The sequence below is a fragment of the Cupriavidus sp. OV096 genome (assembly GCF_900115455.1).
Lineage (GTDB): Bacteria > Pseudomonadota > Gammaproteobacteria > Burkholderiales > Burkholderiaceae > Cupriavidus.
Genome location: NZ_FOWM01000003.1, coordinates 1 through 19,829, shown reverse-complemented (window position 1 = coordinate 19,829; position 19,829 = coordinate 1). Strand labels below are relative to the sequence as shown.

At 67.0% G+C, this 19,829-nt stretch carries 22 protein-coding genes; 17 read left to right on the top strand and 5 right to left on the bottom strand.

Annotated elements, in window-relative coordinates:
• The first annotated feature begins 18 nt into the window (after positions 1 to 18).
• The 3 genes from BM115_RS07330 to BM115_RS07320 all read left to right on the top strand — a co-directional run bounded on the left by BM115_RS07330 (position 19) and on the right by BM115_RS07320 (position 2,595).
• Complete coding sequence (locus BM115_RS07330) at positions 19 to 939, top strand: ABC transporter permease (RefSeq protein WP_092292205.1); 921 nt, start codon at positions 19 to 21, stop codon at positions 937 to 939.
• 72 nt (positions 940 to 1,011) lie between these two features.
• Positions 1,012 to 2,154: a BMP family ABC transporter substrate-binding protein gene (locus tag BM115_RS07325; RefSeq protein ID WP_092292203.1), complete on the top strand. Its 1,143-nt coding sequence runs from the start codon at positions 1,012 to 1,014 to the stop codon at positions 2,152 to 2,154.
• A gap of 147 nt (positions 2,155 to 2,301) precedes the next feature.
• Positions 2,302 to 2,595: a YkvA family protein gene (locus BM115_RS07320; protein ID WP_092292201.1), complete on the top strand. Its 294-nt coding sequence runs from the start codon at positions 2,302 to 2,304 to the stop codon at positions 2,593 to 2,595.
• A 19-nt stretch (positions 2,596 to 2,614) separates the two neighbouring features.
• On the opposite strand, the gene BM115_RS07315 is transcribed toward BM115_RS07320, so the two are convergent.
• The 3 genes from BM115_RS07315 to BM115_RS07305 form a co-directional block, all read right to left on the bottom strand.
• Positions 2,615 to 3,034 (bottom strand): methylglyoxal synthase, encoded by a 420-nt coding sequence (locus BM115_RS07315; protein WP_092293269.1) that lies wholly within the window; start codon positions 3,032 to 3,034, stop codon positions 2,615 to 2,617.
• Positions 3,031 to 3,819 carry an SDR family oxidoreductase gene (locus tag BM115_RS07310; RefSeq protein ID WP_092292199.1) on the bottom strand — a complete coding sequence of 263 codons (789 nt, stop codon included), beginning with the start codon at positions 3,817 to 3,819 and terminating at the stop codon, positions 3,031 to 3,033. Before BM115_RS07310 ends, BM115_RS07315 begins: the two co-directional genes overlap by 4 nt.
• A 76-nt stretch (positions 3,820 to 3,895) precedes the next feature.
• Positions 3,896 to 4,783 (bottom strand): DMT family transporter, encoded by an 888-nt coding sequence (locus BM115_RS07305; RefSeq protein WP_092293267.1) that lies wholly within the window; start codon positions 4,781 to 4,783, stop codon positions 3,896 to 3,898.
• Between the two features lie 246 nt (positions 4,784 to 5,029).
• On the opposite strand from BM115_RS07305, the gene BM115_RS07300 reads away from it, so the two are divergent.
• Positions 5,030 to 6,007 (top strand): Bug family tripartite tricarboxylate transporter substrate binding protein, encoded by a 978-nt coding sequence (locus BM115_RS07300; protein WP_092292197.1) that lies wholly within the window; start codon positions 5,030 to 5,032, stop codon positions 6,005 to 6,007.
• Between the two features lie 158 nt (positions 6,008 to 6,165).
• Positions 6,166 to 6,816 carry a uracil phosphoribosyltransferase gene (gene upp / locus BM115_RS07295; RefSeq protein WP_092292195.1) on the top strand — a complete coding sequence of 217 codons (651 nt, stop codon included), beginning with the start codon at positions 6,166 to 6,168 and terminating at the stop codon, positions 6,814 to 6,816.
• 69 nt (positions 6,817 to 6,885) lie between these two features.
• On the opposite strand, the gene BM115_RS07290 is transcribed toward upp, so the two are convergent.
• The gene (locus BM115_RS07290; protein ID WP_092292193.1) at positions 6,886 to 8,412 is read right to left on the bottom strand and encodes a helicase HerA-like C-terminal domain-containing protein; all 1,527 of its coding nucleotides are present in this window, start codon (positions 8,410 to 8,412) and stop codon (positions 6,886 to 6,888) included.
• Positions 8,413 to 8,580: 168 nt separating this feature from the next.
• Between BM115_RS07290 and BM115_RS07285 the strand changes: the two genes are divergently transcribed.
• The 12 genes from BM115_RS07285 (at position 8,581) to BM115_RS07230 (ending at position 19,454) form a co-directional block, all read left to right on the top strand.
• Complete coding sequence (locus tag BM115_RS07285) at positions 8,581 to 9,306, top strand: YebC/PmpR family DNA-binding transcriptional regulator (RefSeq protein ID WP_092292191.1); 726 nt, start codon at positions 8,581 to 8,583, stop codon at positions 9,304 to 9,306.
• 82 nt (positions 9,307 to 9,388) lie between these two features.
• Positions 9,389 to 10,657, top strand: coding sequence for a phosphoribosylamine--glycine ligase (gene purD, locus BM115_RS07280; RefSeq protein WP_092292189.1), 1,269 nt, complete (start codon positions 9,389 to 9,391; stop codon positions 10,655 to 10,657).
• Between the two features lie 136 nt (positions 10,658 to 10,793).
• The gene (gene hemF / locus BM115_RS07275; protein WP_092292187.1) at positions 10,794 to 11,705 is read left to right on the top strand and encodes an oxygen-dependent coproporphyrinogen oxidase; all 912 of its coding nucleotides are present in this window, start codon (positions 10,794 to 10,796) and stop codon (positions 11,703 to 11,705) included.
• Between the two features lie 11 nt (positions 11,706 to 11,716).
• Positions 11,717 to 12,424 (top strand): nicotinate-nucleotide adenylyltransferase, encoded by a 708-nt coding sequence (locus BM115_RS07270; RefSeq protein WP_092292185.1) that lies wholly within the window; start codon positions 11,717 to 11,719, stop codon positions 12,422 to 12,424.
• A gap of 44 nt (positions 12,425 to 12,468) precedes the next feature.
• Complete coding sequence (rsfS, locus tag BM115_RS07265) at positions 12,469 to 13,224, top strand: ribosome silencing factor (RefSeq protein ID WP_092292183.1); 756 nt, start codon at positions 12,469 to 12,471, stop codon at positions 13,222 to 13,224.
• A gap of 58 nt (positions 13,225 to 13,282) precedes the next feature.
• Positions 13,283 to 13,762, top strand: a complete 480-nt coding sequence (gene rlmH / locus BM115_RS07260; RefSeq protein ID WP_092292181.1) for a 23S rRNA (pseudouridine(1915)-N(3))-methyltransferase RlmH — start codon at positions 13,283 to 13,285, stop codon at positions 13,760 to 13,762.
• Between the two features lie 43 nt (positions 13,763 to 13,805).
• Positions 13,806 to 14,420: a Maf family protein gene (locus BM115_RS07255; protein WP_092292179.1), complete on the top strand. Its 615-nt coding sequence runs from the start codon at positions 13,806 to 13,808 to the stop codon at positions 14,418 to 14,420.
• Between the two features lie 82 nt (positions 14,421 to 14,502).
• A complete protein-coding gene (rng, locus tag BM115_RS07250) occupies positions 14,503 to 15,966 on the top strand; it encodes a ribonuclease G (RefSeq protein WP_092292175.1) in 1,464 nt (487 codons plus the stop codon).
• 129 nt (positions 15,967 to 16,095) lie between these two features.
• A complete protein-coding gene (phnC, locus tag BM115_RS07245) occupies positions 16,096 to 16,944 on the top strand; it encodes a phosphonate ABC transporter ATP-binding protein (RefSeq protein WP_092292173.1) in 849 nt (282 codons plus the stop codon).
• Between the two features lie 87 nt (positions 16,945 to 17,031).
• The gene (gene phnD / locus BM115_RS07240; RefSeq protein WP_092292171.1) at positions 17,032 to 18,012 is read left to right on the top strand and encodes a phosphonate ABC transporter substrate-binding protein; all 981 of its coding nucleotides are present in this window, start codon (positions 17,032 to 17,034) and stop codon (positions 18,010 to 18,012) included.
• A gap of 78 nt (positions 18,013 to 18,090) precedes the next feature.
• Complete coding sequence (phnE, locus tag BM115_RS07235; RefSeq protein ID WP_092292169.1) at positions 18,091 to 18,912, top strand: phosphonate ABC transporter, permease protein PhnE; 822 nt, start codon at positions 18,091 to 18,093, stop codon at positions 18,910 to 18,912.
• Positions 18,909 to 19,454: a phosphonate degradation HD-domain oxygenase gene (locus BM115_RS07230; protein WP_092292167.1), complete on the top strand. Its 546-nt coding sequence runs from the start codon at positions 18,909 to 18,911 to the stop codon at positions 19,452 to 19,454. The genes phnE and BM115_RS07230 overlap by 4 nt, the downstream gene beginning before the upstream one ends.
• A 64-nt stretch (positions 19,455 to 19,518) precedes the next feature.
• Here the strand turns inward: BM115_RS07230 and BM115_RS07225 are convergent.
• Positions 19,519 to 19,829: IS3 family transposase (locus BM115_RS07225; RefSeq protein ID WP_143093865.1), on the bottom strand; the 311-nt coding region annotated here is incomplete at its 5' end.

Genomic DNA, 19,829 nt, shown 5'->3' with positions numbered 1-19,829 from the left:
ACCGGAGCCGATAACAATATGGAACAACTCGCTCCCCTGATCGCCACGGCGATCAACGCCGGCACCCCGCTGCTGCTGGCCGCGCTGGGCCTGCTCGTCAACGAGCGCGCCGGCGTGCTCAACCTCGGCGCCGAAGGCATGATGCTGGTGGCCGCCGCGTTCGGCTTCATGGTCGGCTACCAAACCCAGTCGCCGATGCTCGGCTTCGCGGCTGGCGCGCTGGCCGGCATGCTGATGGCTTCGCTGTTCTCGTGGCTGGCGCTGGTGCTGGCCACCAACCAGGTGGCCACGGGCCTGGCGCTGTCGATCTTCGGCACGGGCCTGTCGGCCTTCATGGCGCAGCGCTTCGTCGGCTACGCCATGCCCGCGCAGGCCAAGTCGGTGCCGTTCCTGGCCGACCTCCCGTTCGTCGGGCCGGCCTTCTTCCAGCATCACTGGATGGTGTATTTCAGCATTCTGCTATGTGCCGCGATCACCTGGTTCCTGTTCCGCACACGGGCCGGGCTGACGCTGCGCGCGATCGGCGAGTCCCCGGAGTCCGCCCATGCACTGGGCTACCCGGTGCGCTGGATCCGCTTCGGCGCGCTGCTGTTCGGCGGCGCCTGCTGCGGGCTGGCGGGCGCCTACCTGTCGCTGGTCTATACGCCGATGTGGGTGGAGAACCTCGTCTCGGGCCGGGGCTGGATCGCGCTGGCGCTGACCACCTTCGCCACGTGGCGCCCGGGCCGGGTGCTGGTGGGCGCGTGGCTGTTCGGCGGCGTGACCATCCTCCAGTTCTATTTGCAGGGCATTGGCGTGTCGGTGCCGTCGCAGGTGCTGTCGATGTTGCCGTACGCGGCCACCATCGTCGTGCTGGCGCTGATTTCGCGGAACCCGGCGTGGATCCGGCTCAATATGCCGGCCTCGCTGGGCAAGCCGTTCCGCCCGGGCAATGCCTGATGTTTCCGTTTTTTCGAGCCAACCAGTAGTCAAAACCAAACGCATCACAAGACGTTTTTCAAGGAGAGATCGATGATCGTGTCACGCAGGACCACCCTGGCAGCCCTGGCCGCCACCGCCGTACTGGCCCTGGCCGGCTGCGGCAAGAAAGAGGCCGACAAGCCGGCCGAGACGGCAGGCCCGGCCTCCGCGCCGGCAGCCGCCGCCAGCGAACCGCTCAAGGTGGCGTTCGTCTATATCGGCCCGGTGGGCGATGCCGGCTGGACCTTCGCCCATGACACCGGTCGCAAGGCGGTGGAAGCCAAGTTCGGCGACAAGGTGAAGACCTCGTTCGTCGAGAACGTGCCCGAGTCCGCCGCGGACGCCGAGCGCGTGTTCCGCGACCTGGCCAGCCAGGGCAACAAGCTGATCTTCGGCACCACGTTCGGCTATCAGGAATCGATGCTGAAGGTGGCCAAGGAATTCCCGGACGTGAAGTTCGAGCACGCCACCGGCTTCAAGACCGCCGACAACCTCGCCCAGTACGACGTACGCACCTATGAAGGCGCCTACCTGGCTGGCGTGGTGGCCGGCAAGATGAGCAAGTCGGGCAAGATGGGCGTGGTGGCGTCGGTGCCGATTCCCGAGGTCATCCGCAACATCGACTCGTTCGCGCTCGGCGCGCGCAGTGTGAACCCCAAGGCCACCGTCAAGGTGGTGTGGGTGAACAAGTGGTTCGATCCGGGCAAGGAGCGCGAGGCCGCCACCACCCTGATCGGCCAGGGCGTGGACATGCTGATGCAGAACACCGACTCCGCCGCCGTCGTCCAGACCGCGCAGGAGAAGGGCGTCTACGCGTTCGGCTGGGACAGCGACATGAGCAAGTTCGGCGAAAAGGCCCACCTGGCCGCCTCCGTCATTAGCTGGGGCGTCTACTACAACAAGGTGGTGGAAGACGTGCTGAACAAGCAGTGGAAGAACAGCACCACGTGGTGGGGCCTCAAAGAAGGCATGATCGACCTGAAGGGTTTCAACGCCGTGGTGCCGGATGACGTGAAGGCGCTGGTCGAGGAACGCAAGAAGGGGGTGATCGACGGCACCGCCCCGATCTGGAAGGGTCCGCTCAAGGACAACGCCGGCAAGGAACAGCTGGCCAAGGATCAGGTCGCCGACGACAAGTTCCTGCACGACATCAAGTTCTACGTGGAAGGCGTGGAAGGCAACGTGCCGGGCTGATCGCCGGTTTCAGGCCTGACTGACCGCCCCTCCGTCCGCTGCCTCGGGCGGAGGGGAACTTGAATCCCCCTGCATCGGCCCAAGTTATCCCTGCATGCGCACTGGCTGCGCGTGTTGCGCATGTTGCGTGTGGATAAGGAGGCCCATATGTGGAAGCGAATTTCGGCCCTGTGGACGCTGGTGCGCCGCGACGGCCGCCTGCTCTGGTTCGCGCTGCGTCATCCCGACGCGCCCGCGTGGCTCAAACCCGCCGCGCTGGGGCTGGTGTTCTACGCCATCTCCCCGATCGACCTGATTCCCGATTTCATCGCCGGGCTCGGCATTGTCGATGACGTGGTGCTGATTCCACTGGCCGTCCACCTGATCCTGAAGCGGCTGCCGCCGCACATCCTGCGGCAGGCGACGATGCGCGCCACCGCGACCACGATCCGGCCGCGCTGACGGCAACGTCTGTCCCGACTCAAGCCGCCGGCGTTCCGGCGGCTTTTTCGTCTTCGAAGCAGTGCCGCGCGAGTTCCACCAGCAGCAGTTCGGCCGTGGCGAGGTTGGTCGCGCACGGCACATTGTGGACATCGCACGCCCGGACCAGCGCGTTGATGTCCGGCTCATGCGGCTGCGGGGTCATCGGATCGCGCAGGAAGATCACCGCGGTCACCCGGCCCTCGGCCAGTTGCGCGCCGATCTGGAGATCGCCGCCCCACGGGCCGGACAGCATGCGCTCCACCTCGAGGCCGGTTTCAGCCGCGATGCGCCCACCGGTGGTGCCGGTGGCCAGCAGGTCGCAGCGCGCCAGCATCTCGCGGTGACGGCCGGCAAAGGCGACGATGTCGTCCTTCTTGTGATCGTGGGCGATCAGCGCGATGCGCGGCTTGCCCATCAGAACGTCCCCGGGTACGCGCCGCCGTCCAGCAGCACGTTCTGGCCCGTCATGTAGGCGGCCTGCTTGCTGCACAGGAACGCGCAGGTCGCGCCGAACTCGGCCGGCTCGCCAAAACGGCGCGAGGGGTTGGCGGCGGCGCGCTTGGCGGCCACTTCCTCCACGCTCAGGCCGGCCTTCTTGGCGCCGCCTTCCATCGTCTTGAACAGGCGGTCCGTGTTGAACGGGCCGGGCAGCAGGTTGTTCACGGTCACGCCGTGCTGCGCCACTTCGCGCGCCAGGCCGGCCACGAAGCCGGTCAGGCCCGAGCGTGCGCCGTTGGAGAGACCCAGCACGTCGATCGGTGCCTTGACCGCGCCGCTCGTAATGTTGACGATGCGGCCCCACTTGCGCGCGATCATGCCGTCCACGGTGGCCTTGATCAGCTCGATCGGGGTCAGCATGTTGGCGTCGATGGCGGCGAGCCAGGCGTCGCGGTCCCAGTCGCGGAAATTGCCGGGGGGCGGGCCGCCGGCGTTGTTCACGAGGATGTCGAGGTCGCCGAGCTTGGCCACGGCGTCCAGCGCGAGCTTGCGGCCCTCGGGCGTGGTGATATCCGTGGCCACGGCCAGCACGCGGCGGCCGTATCGGGCACGCAGGTCGGCGGCGGCCTTTTCCAGCGCATCGGCGCCGCGCGCCACGATCACGACGTCCACACCTTCGGCCGCCAGCGCGTCGGCGCACGCAAACCCGAGTCCCTTGCTGGCGCCACACACCAGCGCATGCTTACCGCGCAGTCCGAAATCCATCGCTTGCTCTCCTTCCTTGGTTGCTAAAACCGGGCGCCGGCTCTTGATGCGGCGTCCCGGTTGCTCTCGAAAATATTCAGGCCCGGCGGCTCGACAACAAATACATGCCGCCCAGCACCAGCGTGCTGCCGGCGATCTGCCAGCCCGTGATCGGCTCGCCGAGCAGCCAGAAGGCCAGCAGCAGCGTCGACACCGGGCCGATCATGCCCGCCTGCGACGCCATCGGCGCCCCGATGCGCGCCACCGCGATCATCGTCAGTGACACCGGCAGCACCGTGCAGAACACCGCATTGATGAGTGACAGCCACATCACCGGGGCCGGCTGCGCCAGCGCCGCCAGCGGACGGCCCAGCGCCACATACTGCACCACGCAGCAGGCCGTGGACACGCACATCGCGTAGGCCACCAGCCGCAGCGAGCCGACGCGCTTGACCAGCTCGCCGCTCAGGATCAGGTACACACCATACGACAAGGCGCTGGCCAGCACCAGCGCGCCGCCAAGCCAGACTTGCGCGCCGCTCACGTCGAGGTCATGGGCGAACACCAGCACGATGCCGGCATAGGCCAGCAGCAGCGACATCCACTGCCGGGCGTGGATCGGCCGATGGAACACCAGCGCGGTGGTCAGCAGCACGAAGGACGGCGTCAGGAACAGGATCAGCCGCTCCAGGCCGGCGGTGATGTACTGCAGGCCGAGGAAATCGAGAAAACTGGACAGGTAATAGCCGATGAAGCCCAGGAAGACCACCCGGCCGCGATCGGCCCAGGACAGCGCCGGCAGCTTGCGTGCCTGCCACCAGCCGATGGCCATGAACAGCGGCACCGCGAACAGCATGCGCAGCGTGATGACCATGACGGCATCGACGCTATATCGGTACATCAGCTTGGCCACGATGGCCTTGGCGGAAAACAGCACGGCGCCGACGGCCGCGACGGCGAGCCCGTAGCGCTGCGGCGCGGGCAGCTCGGCGGGCGTGGACAGGGACTTCTGGGAAGCGGGCACGGGAGACGCAGGGTTCGGATGCCGGCCGCAGTCGCGAGGGGGTGACGCGAGGAAGACGCGGGGCCGGAACGCGTCGATTGTATGTCAAAAGGCGCAAGGCGCGCCGGGGTGCGGCGCGCGGCACCAGCGGCTTTCCCCTACAATGGCCCGCGCCGTCCTGGCGCCCTGCCATATAAAGAAACTAGAGAAATACGGAGACACCGAGCCATGCCCTTCCCGTTCGCCCGCGCCGTCCTTGCCACCGGCGTCCTGTTCGCCGCCGCGGCCACCCCCGCCGGCGCCGCCGATGCCTTCCCCGCCAAGCCGATCCGCTTCGTGGTGCCCTACGCCGCCGGCGGCACCACGGACCTCGTCGCCCGCACCGTCGGCCAACGCGTAGCCGAGAAGCTCGGCCAGCCGGTAGTGGTGGAGAACCGCCCCGGCGCAGGCGGCAACATCGGCATGGAAGCCGTGGCCAAGGCGCCTGCCGATGGCTACACCATCGGTTTCGGGGCGATTTCGACGAACGCGCTCAATCCCCATATCTACAAGCACGTGCCGTTCGACCCCCGCAAGGACTTCACGGCGATCAGCCTGCTGGGCACCTCGACCATCGTGCTGGAGGTCAGCGAAAGCCTGCCCGTGAAGACCGTGCCGGAGCTGATTGCCTATGCCAAGGCGCACCCGGGGCTGACTTATGCCACGGCGGGGACCGGCACGTCGATGCATCTGGCCGGCGCGATGTTCTCCCAGATGACCCAGACCGGCCTGACCCACGTGCCTTACAAAGGCAGCAGCCCGGCCATCAACGACCTGCTTGGCGGCCATATCCAGGTGATGTTCGATAACCTGCCCGCCTCGCTGCCCCATATCCAGGCGGGCAAGCTGCGCGCGCTGGCAGTGGCCGGCAAGACCCGCGCGCCGTCGCTGCCCAACGTGCCGACCCTGGCCGAGGCCGGCCTGCCCGGCTACGCCGTGGAGCCGTGGTTCGGCGTCTACGGCCCGGCTAACCTGCCAGCGCCGGTGGTGCAGGCGCTCAACGCGGCCTTCGTGGAGGCGCTGGCCCGCCCCGAGGTGCGCGACAAGCTGCAGCAGGCCGGCTTCAATCCGAAGGGATCGAGCGCGGCCGAACTCCAGACGCTGACGCTGACCGAGTACGAGCGCTTCGGCAAAGTGGCGAAGTCGGCGGCCATCACGGTGGACTAAGGCGGGACGAGATCAAAGGCGGGGCCCGGCGGCCCCGATGGTGGCGGAGATGGCCGCGTGACGCGGGGCGGCATCCATTACAATCCCGCTGCATCGGGCGCCGCGCCGGCCTTGCCAGGCCCGCGCGCCCACCACCCTCCGCCGAGCCTGCCGCCGCCATGAAACAAGATCCGCGTTTCCCCAATCTGTTCATCCTCAATCACCCGCTGATCCAGCACAAGCTCTCGCACATGCGCGACAGGGACACGTCCACGCGCACGTTCCGCGAGCTGCTGCGCGAGATCACGCTGCTGATGGGCTACGAGATCACGCGCAACCTGCCGCTGACCACGCGCCGCATCGAGACCCCGCTGGTGCCGCTGGAAGCCCCGGTCATCGCCGGCAAGAAGCTGACCATCGTGCCGGTGCTGCGCGCCGGCGTAGGCATGAGCGATGGCCTGGTCGAGCTGATTCCGTCGGCCCGTATCGGCCATATCGGCGTGTACCGAGACGAACAGCATCGCCCGGTGGAGTACCTGGTGCGCCTGCCGGACGTGGAAGACCGCAGCTTCATCCTCTGCGACCCGATGGTCGCCACGGGCTATTCGGCCGCGCACGCGGTTGATGTGCTCAAGCGGCGCGGCGTGAAGGACGAAGCCATCACCTTCGTGGCACTGGTCGCCGCGCCGGAAGGCGTGGAAGTGTTCCAGAAGGCCCACCCGGGCGTGCGGCTATACGTGGCATCGCTGGACAGCCATCTGGACGAGCACGCCTACATCATCCCGGGCCTGGGCGATGCCGGCGACCGCCTGTTCGGCACCAAGAACTGATGTGAAATGTGAGGCGCTTGATGCGCCTCATACGCCATATTTAATGAGGATGGGCCGCGCTGAGCGGCCCTACTTCTTTCGCCCGCCGCCGCCCAGCAGGCTGCCCAGCACGCCACGGACCAGTTCCCGGCCGACTTGCGAGGCGAGCGTCCGGCCGGCGGACTTGGCCATCGATTCGAGGATGGAGTCGCCGCGGCCGGTCTTGCCGGTGCCCTTGGTCAGCGAGCCGAAGATTTCGCCGGCCCAGCTGCTACCGCCCTCCTCGGCCTGCGGCTGGGGAGTGCCGGGTTTCTGTGCCTGTGTCTGGCCATTGCCGGCGGTCGCCACGCTACCGCGCAGCTTCTCGTAGGCCGATTCCCGGTCTACGGTCTTTTCGTAGGTGCCAGCCACGAGCGAATTGGCGATCAGGGCCTTGCACTCGTCGGGCGTGGCCGGGCCGATGCGGCTGCCCGGGGGCAGCACCCATGCGCGCTCGGTGACGACTGGCGTCCCCTTGGCGTCCAGGCATGAGACCAACGCCTCGCCCACGCCCAGTTCGCCAATCGCCTGTTCGAGATTGAGCTTCGGATTGGGACGCATGGTCGTGGCGGCCACCTTCACCGCCTTCTGGTCGCGCGGCGTGAACGCGCGCAGCGCGTGCTGCACGCGGTTGCCAAGCTGGCCCAGGACGGTATCGGGAATATCTACGGGGTTCTGCGTCACAAAGTACACGCCGACACCCTTGGACCGCACGAGCCGCACCACCTGTTCGATCTTGTCCAGCAGCGCCTTGGGGGCGTCGTTGAACAGCAGGTGCGCCTCGTCGAAGAAGAAGACCAGCTTGGGCTTGTCGAGGTCACCGGCCTCGGGCAGCCGCTCGAACAGTTCGGACAGCATCCACAGCAGGAAGGTAGCGTACAGCCGGGGCGCATTCATCAGCTTGTCGGCGGCGAGGATGTTGACGACGCCCTGCCCCTTCTCGGTCTGGATGAAGTCCTCCAGGTTCAACATCGGCTCGCCGAAGAACTTGTCCGCGCCCTGCGACTCCAGCGCGATCAGCCCGCGCTGGATCGCGCCAATGGAAGCCGCCGAGATATTGCCGTACTCGGTGGTGAACTGGCTGGCGTTGTCGCCCACGTGCTGGAGCATCGCGCGCAGGTCCTTGGCATCGAGCAGCAGCAGGCCGTTGGCATCGGCAATGCGGAACACGAGGTTCAGCACGCCCTGCTGGGTGTCGTTGAGTTCGAGCATCCGCGACAGCAGCAGCGGCCCCATGTGCGAGACCGTCGCGCGCACCGGATGCCCCTTTTCGCCAAAGACATCCCAGAGCGTGGTCGGGCAGGCGCCCCAGACCGGTTCGGGCAGCCCGTGTTCCGCCAGGCGGGCCTTGAGCTTGTCCGATGGCTTGCCGACCTGGGATATGCCTGACAGATCACCTTTGACGTCCGCCATGAACACCGGCACCCCCAGCCGCGAGAAGCCCTGCGCCAACGTCTGCAGCGTGACGGTCTTGCCGGTACCCGTGGCGCCGGTGATGAGACCGTGCCGATTCCCCATCTCGGGCAGCAGGACGAGCTCGCAGTCGGCGTTCTTGGCGATGAGGATGGGGTCGGCCATGATGGTCTCGTGGTGATAGCGGCGGTATCCGGGATCGGAAGGCGGGGGCCGCGTGATAAAATCCTGCGCTGATTATAGCCAGCAAATTGGCACATCCATCACATGGCGTGGCCGCCAGAAGCGCCACCCAGCACGCTGCACCACAGCTATTCCGCCTCGGAGAGAATCATGGCCGGTCACTCAAAATGGGCCAATATCAAACACAAGAAAGCCGCCGCTGATGCCAAGCGGGGCAAGATCTGGACGCGCCTGATCAAGGAAATCACCGTCGCCGCCAAGCTCGGCGGCGGTGATGCCGACTCCAACCCGCGCCTGCGCCTGTCGATCGACAAGGCCATGGACGCGAACATGCCCAAGGACAACATCCAGCGCGCGATCCAGCGCGGCGTGGGTGGCCTGGAAGGCGCGAACTACGAGGAAATCCGCTACGAAGGCTACGGCCTGGCCGGCGCGGCGATCATCGTCGACTGCCTGACCGACAACCGTACCCGTACCGTGGCCGAAGTCCGCCACGCGTTCTCGAAGCACAACGGCAACATGGGCACGGAAGGCTCTGTGGCCTTCATGTTCACCCACTGCGGCCAGTTCCTGTTCGCGCCGGGCACGCCCGAGGACAAGCTGATGGATGCCGCGCTCGAAGCCGGCGCCGATGACGTGCTGACCAACGACGACGGCTCGATCGAAGTGACCTGCCCGCCGAACGACTTTTCGACGGTCAAGTCCGCCCTCGAAGCGGCCGGTTTCAAGGCCGAGCTGGCCGATGTGGTGATGAAGCCGCAGAACGAGGTGAGCTTCACCGGCGACGACGCGGTCAAGATGCAGAAGCTCCTGGACGCCCTGGAAAACCTGGACGACGTACAGGAAGTCTTCACCAACGCGGTGATCGAGGACTAAGTCCTCCGCCGCGCCCCATGGCGGCAGCCCGGCCCCGGCCAGCTGCCGCTTTTCGCATGCGTTTCTTTTCTGGCAGTGGATCATGAAAGTATTGGTTGTCGGTTCGGGCGGACGTGAGCACGCGCTAGCGTGGAAAATGGCCCAGTCCCCCAAGGTGCAAGTGGTGTACGTGGCGCCGGGTAACGGCGGCACGGCGCTCGACAAGCGCCTGCAGAACGTGCCGCTGACCGATCCCGAGGTGCTCGCCGCCTTCGTGGAGCGCGAAGGGGTGGCGTTCACCGTGGTCGGCCCCGAGGCCCCGCTGGCCGCCGGCATCGTCGACGTGTTCCGCGCCCGTGGCCTGCGCATCTTCGGGCCCACCCAGGCCGCCGCCCAGCTGGAGTCCTCCAAGGACTTCGCCAAGGCGTTCATGCATCGCCACAACATCCCCACGGCTGCCTACCAGACGTTTGCCGATGCGGCCGGCGCGCACGCCTATATCGACGCCCAGGGCGCCCCGATCGTGATCAAGGCCGATGGCCTGGCCGCCGGCAAGGGCGTGGTCGTGGCGATGACGCTGGAAGAAGCGCACGACGCCGTCGACATGATGCTGGCCGACAACAAGCTCGGCGATGCAGGCGCGCGCGTGGTCGTCGAGGAATTCCTGGAAGGCGAGGAAGCCAGCTTCATCGTGCTGGTGGACGGCAAGAACGTGCTGGCCCTGGCCACCAGCCAGGACCACAAGCGCCTGCTGGACGCCGATGCCGGCCCCAACACCGGTGGCATGGGCGCTTATTCGCCCGCCCCGGTGGTCACGCCGGCGCTGCACGCCCGCGCGCTGCGCGAGATCATCATGCCGACCGTGCGCGGCATGGAAAAGGATGGCATCACGTACACCGGCTTCCTGTACGCCGGCCTGATGATCGACAAGGACGGCAACCCGAAAACGCTCGAGTTCAACTGCCGCATGGGCGACCCGGAGACGCAGCCGATCATGGCGCGCCTGAAGACCGACCTCGTCGACGTGATGGAAGCGGCCGTGGACGGCAAGCTCGACCAGGTGGAACTGGACTGGGACCGCCGCACCGCGCTGGGCGTGGTGATGGCTGCCTACAACTACCCGGAAGAGCCCCGCAAGGGCGATGCCATCACCGGCATTCCCGCCGAGACGGCCGAGGCCGTGACGTTCCACGCCGGCACCACGCTCAAGGACGGCACCCTGCTGACCTCGGGCGGCCGCGTACTCTGCGTGGTGGGGCTGGCTGACACCGTCAAGGCCGCGCAGCGCGCCGCCTACGCGGCCGTTGAGCAGATCCGCTTCGACGGCGCGCAGTTCCGCACCGACATTGGCTACCGCGCCATCAAGCGCTGATGCGCGCGCCGGACACCCGCGTGCCACGTTCCAAGGCGCGGCGGGAGTCCAGCCGGTACAATCATGACAGCGCCATGACGGCCGCGCCCTCCGGGCGGCGGCCGTCGCGCTACCGGCCCATCCGATTCCGCCCATCATGATCGACTCCCAGGCAGTCCGCGCCTACCTGCTCGGCTTGCAAGACCGCATCACCGACGCCATCGCCGCCGTGGACGGCCAGCCATTCCTGACCGACGAATGGGAAAAGCCGCCGACCGAGCGCCTGCGCGGCAGTGGCCGCACCCGCATTCTGGAAGGCGGCGCCGTGATGGAGCGCGCCGGCGTGGGCTTCTCCCACGTGCGCGGCGACACCCTGCCCCCCTCGGCCAGCGCCAACCGGCCCGAACTGGCCGGGCGCCGCTTCGAGGCCATGGGCGTCTCGCTGGTGTTCCATCCGCGCAATCCGTACGTGCCGACGGTGCACATGAACGTGCGCTGCTTCGTGGCCGTGAAGCCCGATGCGGACCCGGTCTGGTGGTTCGGCGGCGGCATGGACCTGACGCCGTACTACGGCCACACTGATGACTGCGCGCACTTCCACCGCACCTGCAAGACTGCGCTGGCACCGTTCGGCGACGACCTGTACCCGCGCTTCAAGCAGTGGTGCGACGAGTATTTCTTCCTGCGCCACCGGGGCGAGGCACGCGGCATCGGCGGGGTGTTCTTCGACGATTTCGCCGCGCTGGGCTTCGATCGCAGCTTCGCGATGATGCAATCGGTCGGCGACGCCTTCCTCGACGCCTACCTCCCTATCCTCGAAACCCGCAAGGACACGCCCTACGGCGCGCGCGAGCGCGACTTCCAGGCCTACCGGCGCGGGCGCTATGTGGAATTCAACCTGGTATTCGACCGCGGCACGCTGTTCGGCCTGCAATCGGGCGGCCGCGCCGAATCCATCCTGATGTCGATGCCGCCGCAGGTAACCTGGCGCTACGACTGGCAACCCGAGCCGGGCAGCGCGGAGGCCGCGCTGTACACCGACTTCCTGCCGGCACGCGAGTGGGCCTGACGGCGAGTGTGATGACAGTTCCCGAAGATTCCCGCACCACCGATTCCGCACCGTCCACCGGCCGCCCGTACCGCCTGGGTATCCTGGGCGGCACTTTCGATCCGCCGCATCGCGGCCATGTCTCGCTGGCGCAGCTTTGCATCGACCATCTGGCGCTCGACGAGCTGGTCTGGATTCCGACCGGCGAGTCCTGGCAGAAGGGCGACCATGTGACGCCCGCCGCCGACCGCTTCGCCATGACCGAGCTGGCCGCCGCCACGCTGGACAGCCCGCGCGCCAAGATACGAGTCAGTCGCATGGAGGTGGACCGGGCCGGCCCGAGCTATACCATCGACACGGTGCGCCACCTGCGCGACGAATACGCCCCGGATACCTCCATGGCCTGGCTGATGGGCGCCGACCAATTGCTGCGCCTGCACACCTGGCACGGCTGGGAGGCATTGTTCGAACAAGTGCACCTGTGCATCGCCACCCGCCCCGGTTTCGACCTCGCCGCGCTGGACGGTCCGGTGCTCGCGGCGATGAACCAGCGGCTGGCGGACACGCACCTGATACAATGCACGCCCTCCGGCCGGATGTGGATCGACCAGACCCTTGCCGTCGATCTTTCCTCCACCGGCCTGCGCCAGCGCCTGGCTGAGGGCCAGGCGGCGGATGACCAACTGCCTGCCGGCGTGGCACACTACATCGCGAGTCGCGGGTTATACCGCAATCCCTGACCGGCTCGCCCCTATCCCGAACGAAGCTGAACAAGAAAGACACCATGGATATTCGTAAACTGCAACGCGCCATCGTCGACGGGCTCGAGGATGTCAAAGCGCAGGACATCAAGGTGTTCGACACCACTCACCTGACCGAACTATTCGACCGGGTGGTGATCGCCAGCGGTAGTTCGAACCGCCAGACCAAGGCGCTCGCCGCCTCTGTGCGGGATACGGTGAAGGATGCCGGCGGCCATATCATTGCCGTCGAGGGCCTGGAGACGGGCGAGTGGGTGCTGGTGGACTGCGGCGACGCCGTGGTGCACATCCTCCAGCCGCAACTGCGCCTGTACTACAACCTCGAGGAAATCTGGGGCGACAAGCCGGTGCGCGTGAAGCTGACCGGCGCCAGGAGCCTGGCCAAGGCCAGCGAGCCGATGGACGACGACGAAGCCGAGGCTTCGGCGCCGGCACCGCGCTCGCGCCGTGCCTCGAGCCTGCGCCCGGCGCTGGCCAAGCTGCCGGAAGGCATGAAGGAGCCTTCGCCGCCGATGGGCCACGAGGACACCGATCCGGACGCCATCGCCACGATCCGCAAGCCGGTGCGCAAGACCAGCACCGGCGCCGCCACCAAGACGGCGGCTGCCAAGACGCCGGCCCGCAAGTCCCCGGCCGTGAAGGCGCCGGCCCGCAAGGTGGCGACCAAGACGGCCACCAAGCCGGCGACCAAGACTGCCGCCAAGGCCCCCGCACGCAAGGCGCCGGCCGCCAAGAAGGCTGCGACCAAGACCGCCGCGCCGCGCAAGCGCTCGGCCTGAGTCGACTGCGTCGACTTAAGCCGTTCGCACCGATCCACCCGGTATCGCCAGATCGCCCATGCAACTCGTGATCGTGGCCGTCGGCCACAAGATGCCCGGCTGGATCGAAACCGGCTTCGGCGAGTATGCCAAGCGCATGCCGCCGGAGCTGCGCATCGAACTTCGCGAAGTCAAGCCGGAAGCCCGTTCGTCGAGCAACAACGCCGCCACGGTGATGCAGCGGGAAGCCGCGCGCATCGACGCCGTGCTCGGTTCGCTGTCCAAGCAGTGCCGGATCGTCGCGCTCGATGAACGCGGGCGCGACTTCACCACGGTGCAGCTGGCCGACCAGCTGACCGGCTGGCAGCGCGAAGGCGGCGACGTGGCTTTCCTGATCGGCGGCGCAGACGGGCTCGACCCGGCCCTCAAGGCACGCGCCACCACCCTGATCCGGCTCTCCAGCCTGACGCTGCCCCACGGCATGGTGCGCGTGCTGCTGGCCGAACAGCTCTACCGCGCCTGGTCCGTCACGCAAAACCACCCGTATCACCGGGTCTGAGTTCCCGCCGCCGACGGTTACAATCGCCGCATCGATTTTCCCGATGCGCGCCGTGACCCACGACCTCCTCTACCTCGCCTCCCAAAGCCCGCGCCGCCGCGAATTGCTGACGCAGCTCGGCGTCTCCCATGAACTGCTGCTCGCCGATGACGACGAGGATGCCGAAGCGCTCGAAGCCGTGCTGCCCGGCGAGATGCCCGACGCCTACGTGCAGCGCGTCTGCGCGCTCAAGGCCGAAGCCGCCCTGCGCCGCCGCGAGCGCCGCGCCCTGCCCGACCATCCGATTCTGACCTCCGACACCACGGTATGCCGGGGTGGCGACATCCTGGGCAAGCCGGCCGACCCGGACGATGCCGCCGCGATGCTGGCCGCGCTCGCCGGCACCACCCACCGCGTGCTGACCGCCGTGACCGTGGTCTCGACGCTCGGCCAGCGCCATGCGCTGTCGATCTCGCACGTCACTTTCCGGCCGATGAACGCCGCCGAGATCGCCCGCTACGTGGCCAGCGGCGAGCCGCTCGGCAAGGCTGGCGCGTACGGCATCCAGGGCCGCGCGGCCGAGTTTGTCGAACGAATCGACGGCAGCTATTCGGGTATCATGGGCTTGCCCTTGTTCGAGACCGCGGCCCTGCTGCGCGAGGCCGGGCTGCGCTTCTGAGCGCCCCGTCCCGCAGCCATCCCGCCCGGCGCCGAACGACAACAACAAGCCGCCGACAACACGGCAGCGCGCATCCATCGCTATGACTGAAGACATCCTCGTCAACATCACGCCGCAAGAGACGCGCGTTGCCATCGTGCAGCAGGCCGCCGTGCAGGAACTGCATGTCGAGCGCACGCTGACGCGCGGGCTGGTTGGCAATATCTATCTCGGCAAGGTCGTGCGCGTGCTCCCGGGCATGCAATCCGCATTCATCGACATCGGCCTCGAGCGCGCGGCCTTCCTGCACGTGGCCGACATCTGGCATCCGCGCGACCCCGACAAGAACGGCGCCCCGCCGCTCGCCATCGAAAAGACGCTGTTCGAGGGCCAGGCCCTGATGGTGCAGGTCATCAAGGACCCCATCGGCACCAAGGGGGCGCGGCTGTCCACGCAGATCAGCATCGCCGGCCGGACGCTGGTGTACCTGCCCCAGGACCCGCATATCGGCATCTCGCAGCGCATCGAGGGCGAGGTGGACCGCGAGGCGCTGCGCGCCCGCGTGCAGGGGCTGGTGCCGCGCGACGAGCGTGGCGGCTTTATCGTGCGGACCATCGCCGAGGAAGCCAGCGACGACGAGCTCGGCAACGACATCGCCTACCTGCGCAAGATCTGGGCGTCGATCCGCCTGAACGCGACCACCCAGCCGGCCACCAGCCTGCTGTACCAGGACCTGAACCTGGCCCAGCGCGTGCTGCGCGACTTCATCAACGACGCCACGGGCGTGATCCAGATCGACTCGCGCGAGAACTACCAGAAGCTGGTGGAGTTCGCCCAGGAGTACACCCCGGCCGTGCTGCCCCGGCTCTCGCACTACACCGGCGAGCGGCCGATCTTCGACCTGTTCAACATCGACGCCGAGATCGAGAAGGCGCTGTCGCGGCGGGTGGACCTGAAGTCCGGCGGCTACCTGATGATCGACCAGACCGAGGCGATGACGACGATCGACGTCAACACGGGCGGCTACGTCGGCGCCCGCAACTTCGACGACACGATCTTCAAAACCAACCTCGAGGCCGCGCACACCATCGCCCGGCAACTGCGGCTGCGCAACCTCGGCGGCATCATCATCATCGACTTCATCGACATGGAGAACGTGGAGCATCGCGACGCGGTGCTCTCCGAACTGAAGCGCGCGCTGTCCCGTGACCGCACCCGGATCACCGTGAACAGCTTCTCGCAGCTCGGGCTGGTGGAGATGACCCGCAAGCGCACGCGCGAGTCGCTGGCGCACGTGCTGTGCGAGCAGTGCCCGGTCTGCACGGGCAAGGGCCAGGTCAAGACGCCGCGCACGGTCTGCTACGACATCCTGCGCGAGATCATGCGCGAGTCCCGCCAGTTCAATCCGCGCGAGTTCCGCATCCTGGCCTCCCAGGAAGTGATCGATCTGTTCCTCGAGGAAGAAAGCCAGCATCTGGCGATGCTCAACGACTTTATCGGCAAGCCGATCTCGCTCCAGGTGGAATCCACGTTCCATCAGGAACAGTACGACATCATCCTGATGTAAGTGCATTGGGCGTCACGCGCCCAATGCCTCACCCCGCAGACATTCACCCCTCACTCTCCCGCCCAGCGTCATCGTTCTGTCATCCACTCCCCCCAGAATGCGCCAAGTCATTCAAGCAAGGGAGTCGACATGACGCATGCAATCGAAGTCCGCGGACTCAGCAAATCGTTCCGCGCGGACCGCAAGGCGCTTGACGATGTCACGCTGCACGTCGCGCCGGGCGAAATGGTGGCCCTGCTGGGCGCCTCGGGTTCTGGCAAGTCCACGCTGCTGCGCCATGTGGCCGGTTTCGTGACTGGCGATGCTGGCGAGATCCTGGTCAATGGCCGATCCATCCAGCGCCATGGCCGCCTGGCTGGCAACGTGCGCAAGGTGCGCGCCGAAATCGGCTTTGTTTTCCAGCAGTTCAATCTGGTGGGCCGCCTGCCGGTGATCACCAACGTCCTCGTCGGCATGCTCACCCGCATCCCGGCCTGGCGCAGCCTGTTCCGCCTGTTCAGGGCCGATGAAGTGCAGGCCGGCCTCGACGCCCTCGCCCAGGTTGGTATAGACGACTATGCGTTTCAGCGTGCCTCCACGCTGTCCGGTGGCCAGCAGCAGCGCGCCGCCATCGCACGGACGCTGGTGCAGAACGCCAAGGTCATCCTGGCCGACGAACCGATCGCCTCGCTCGACCCGGAATCGTCGCGCCGCGTGATGACGCTGCTCTCGCAGATCAACCGCACCCGCAAGGTGGCCGTGGTGGTGTCGCTGCACCAGGTGGACGTGGCCATGCGCTACTGCCCCCGCGTGGTGGCGCTGCGCCAGGGCAAGGTGGTCTACGACGGCCCGTCCGCCGCACTCACCCCGGGCATGCTGCGCGACCTGTACGGCACCGAGGCCGAGGAACTGCTCCACGACTCGGTTCCCGACGAAGCCGACACCGCCAGCGGCATGCCGGCGCCGGCCATGGTCACGATGAATCTCGCGGCCGCCTGATCGCCACCGCGCCCCCCTTTTCGCTTTCCCGCTGTATTGCCGTCATTTGCCGTTATCCACAACGACTCATCCGAAACGGAGTCACACATGCTTCGCAGAACCTTTCTCGCCGTGGTCGCCTCGGGCGTCGTGGCCCTGCCCGCTTACGCCCAGGACGCCAAGACCCTGAACATCGGCTTTATCTCGACGGAATCGTCGTCGAACCTGAAGACCGCCTGGCAGCCGCTGATCGACGACCTGAGCAAGGCGCTCGGCGTGCAGGTCAAGCCGTTCTTCGCCTCCGACTACGCCGGCATCATCGAGGGCATGCGCTTCAACAAGGTGCAGCTCGGCTGGTTCGGCAACAAGTCGGCCATGGAAGCCGTGGACCGCGCCAACGGCGAGGTGTTCGCGTCCGTGATCGACAAGGACGGCAACCCGGGCTACTGGTCGCTGCTGGTCGTGCGCAAGGACAGCGACCTGAAGACGGTGGAAGACGTGATCAAGCGCGGCAAGGAGCTCTCCTACGGCGCCGGCGATCCGAACTCCACCTCGGGCACGGCCGTGCCGGGCTACTACCTGTGGGCCGCCCACAAGGTGGAGCCGAAGACGCTGTTCAAGGCCGTGCGCATCAGCAACCACGAGACCAACCTGCTCTCCGTGCTGAACAAGCAGGTGGACGTGGCCGTGAACAACACCGAGAACTTCGAGCGCTATCGCATCAACACGGGCAAGAACGCCTATGACGAGGTGCGCGTGCTGTGGAAGAGCCCGCTGATCGCCGCCGACCCCATGGTCTACCGCAAGGACCTGCCGGCCGAGACGAAGAAGAAGATCCAGGACTTCTTCGTCAACTACGGCAAGGGTGCCGACGCTGCGCGCGAGAAGCAGATCCTGACCACGCTGACCTACCAGGGCTTCCGCGTCTCGTCGGACGCGCAGCTGCTGCCCATCCGCCAGATCGAGCTGGCCAAGCAGAAGTCCAAGATCGAGACCGACACCACGCTGGCCGCCGCCGACAAGGAAAAGCAGCTGGCTGACGTATCGCGCCGCCTGGCCGAGATCGACAAGGCCATCAGCGCCCAGTAAGCCGTACCCCGCCCAGGGCCGATGGCGCGCTGCCATCGGCCTTGCGCCATCTTCACCGTATTCCATCCGATGCCCCCCATGACCGCCACCGCCAAGCCCGGCCTCCCGCCCCCGTCCCCCGCGCCGCACAGCAACGTCCGCCCGCCGCGCACCTCGCTGTCCATGATGCTGGTCTGGGCGATCGTGCTGGCCTTGCTCGCCATGTCCTGGCAAGGCGCCGACATGCGCCCGATGGACCTGCTGCGCGACTCCGGCAACATGGCGAAGTTCGCCGCCGACTTTTTCCCGCCCAATTTCCGCGACTGGCGCAACTACCTCGACGAGATGCTCGTGACCGTGCAGATCGCGCTCTGGGGTACCGCCATCGCCGTGTTCATGGCCGTGCCGCTCGGCCTGCTGTGCTCCGCCAATATCGTGCCGGTGTGGGTCTACCAGCCGGCGCGCCGCATCATGGACGCCTGCCGCGCCATCAACGAGATGGTCTTCGCGATGCTGTTCATCGTGGCCGTGGGCCTCGGCCCGTTCGCCGGCGTGCTGGCGATCTGGATCCACACCACCGGCGTGCTGGCCAAGCTGTTCGCCGAAGCCGTGGAAGCCATCGACCCGCGTCCCGTGGAAGGCGTGCGCGCCACCGGCGCCGGCCCGATCGAGGAGATCGTCTACGGCGTGATCCCGCAGGTGCTGCCGCTGTGGCTGTCCTTCGCGCTGTACCGATTCGAGTCGAACGTGCGCTCGGCGTCGGTGGTCGGCATCGTCGGCGCCGGCGGCATCGGCACCGTGCTCTGGGAGATCATCCGCAGCTTCCAGTACGCGCAGACCTGCGCGGTGATGATCATCATCATCCTGTTCGTGACCGGCATCGACATCGTGTCCGCCCAGATCCGCAAGGTGCTGGTATGAGCGCGGACCGCCTGACCCTGGCACGCATCGAGACCCTGTTCGCCAACCACGGTAAGGACTGGTATGGCGGCGAGGCGATCAGCCAGACCGCCCACGCGCTGCAGTGCGCGCAGCTGGCCGAGCAGGCCGGCGAGCCGGCGGCGCTGGTGGCTGCCGCGCTGCTGCACGACGTGGGCCATCTGATGCTGGCCGAGAGCAGCACCACCGACATGCGCCACCAGGAGGCCGCCGCGCAGGCGCTGGCCGACCTGTTCGGCGCGGAAGTGACCGAGCCCGTGCGCCTGCACGTGGCCGCCAAGCGCTACCTGTGCGCGGTGGACCCGGCCTACTTCGCCACACTCTCGCCGGCCTCGGTCCACAGCCTGGCCCTGCAGGGCGGCCCGTACGACGCCGCGCAGGCAGACGCCTTCATCGCCAGCCCGCACGCCGAAGCGGCGGTGCGGCTGCGCCGCTACGACGATCTGGCCAAGGTAGTGGATTTGCCGACGCCGGCGCTGGCGCACTATCTGGACATCGCCGCCGGCTGCGCACGGCACGCGTAAGCCACGCGCCCATGGAAAAAGCCCGGGAGTCTGAACTGACCCCCAGAAGTTGGACGGTTGATGGCTAGGCCGGAAAGGGCTGAGTCCTGTATTGCACAGGACTCAGCCCTTTTAGTTTGAGCTTGATGCGGTCATGATTGTAGTAGTGAATGTATTGGCGCAGTCCATCCTGCAGTTGCTCGATGCTGGTGAACTTGTTCAGGTAGAAGAATTCGGACTTTAGGATGCCGAAGAAGCTCTCCATGGCAGCGTTGTCGAGGCAGTTACCTTTGCGCGACATACTGGGACGGACACTGTGCTGCTTGAGCATCGATCGATAGGACGCCATTTGGTATTGCCAGCCCTGATCCGAATGCAGGATCGGTCGGTCCTTGG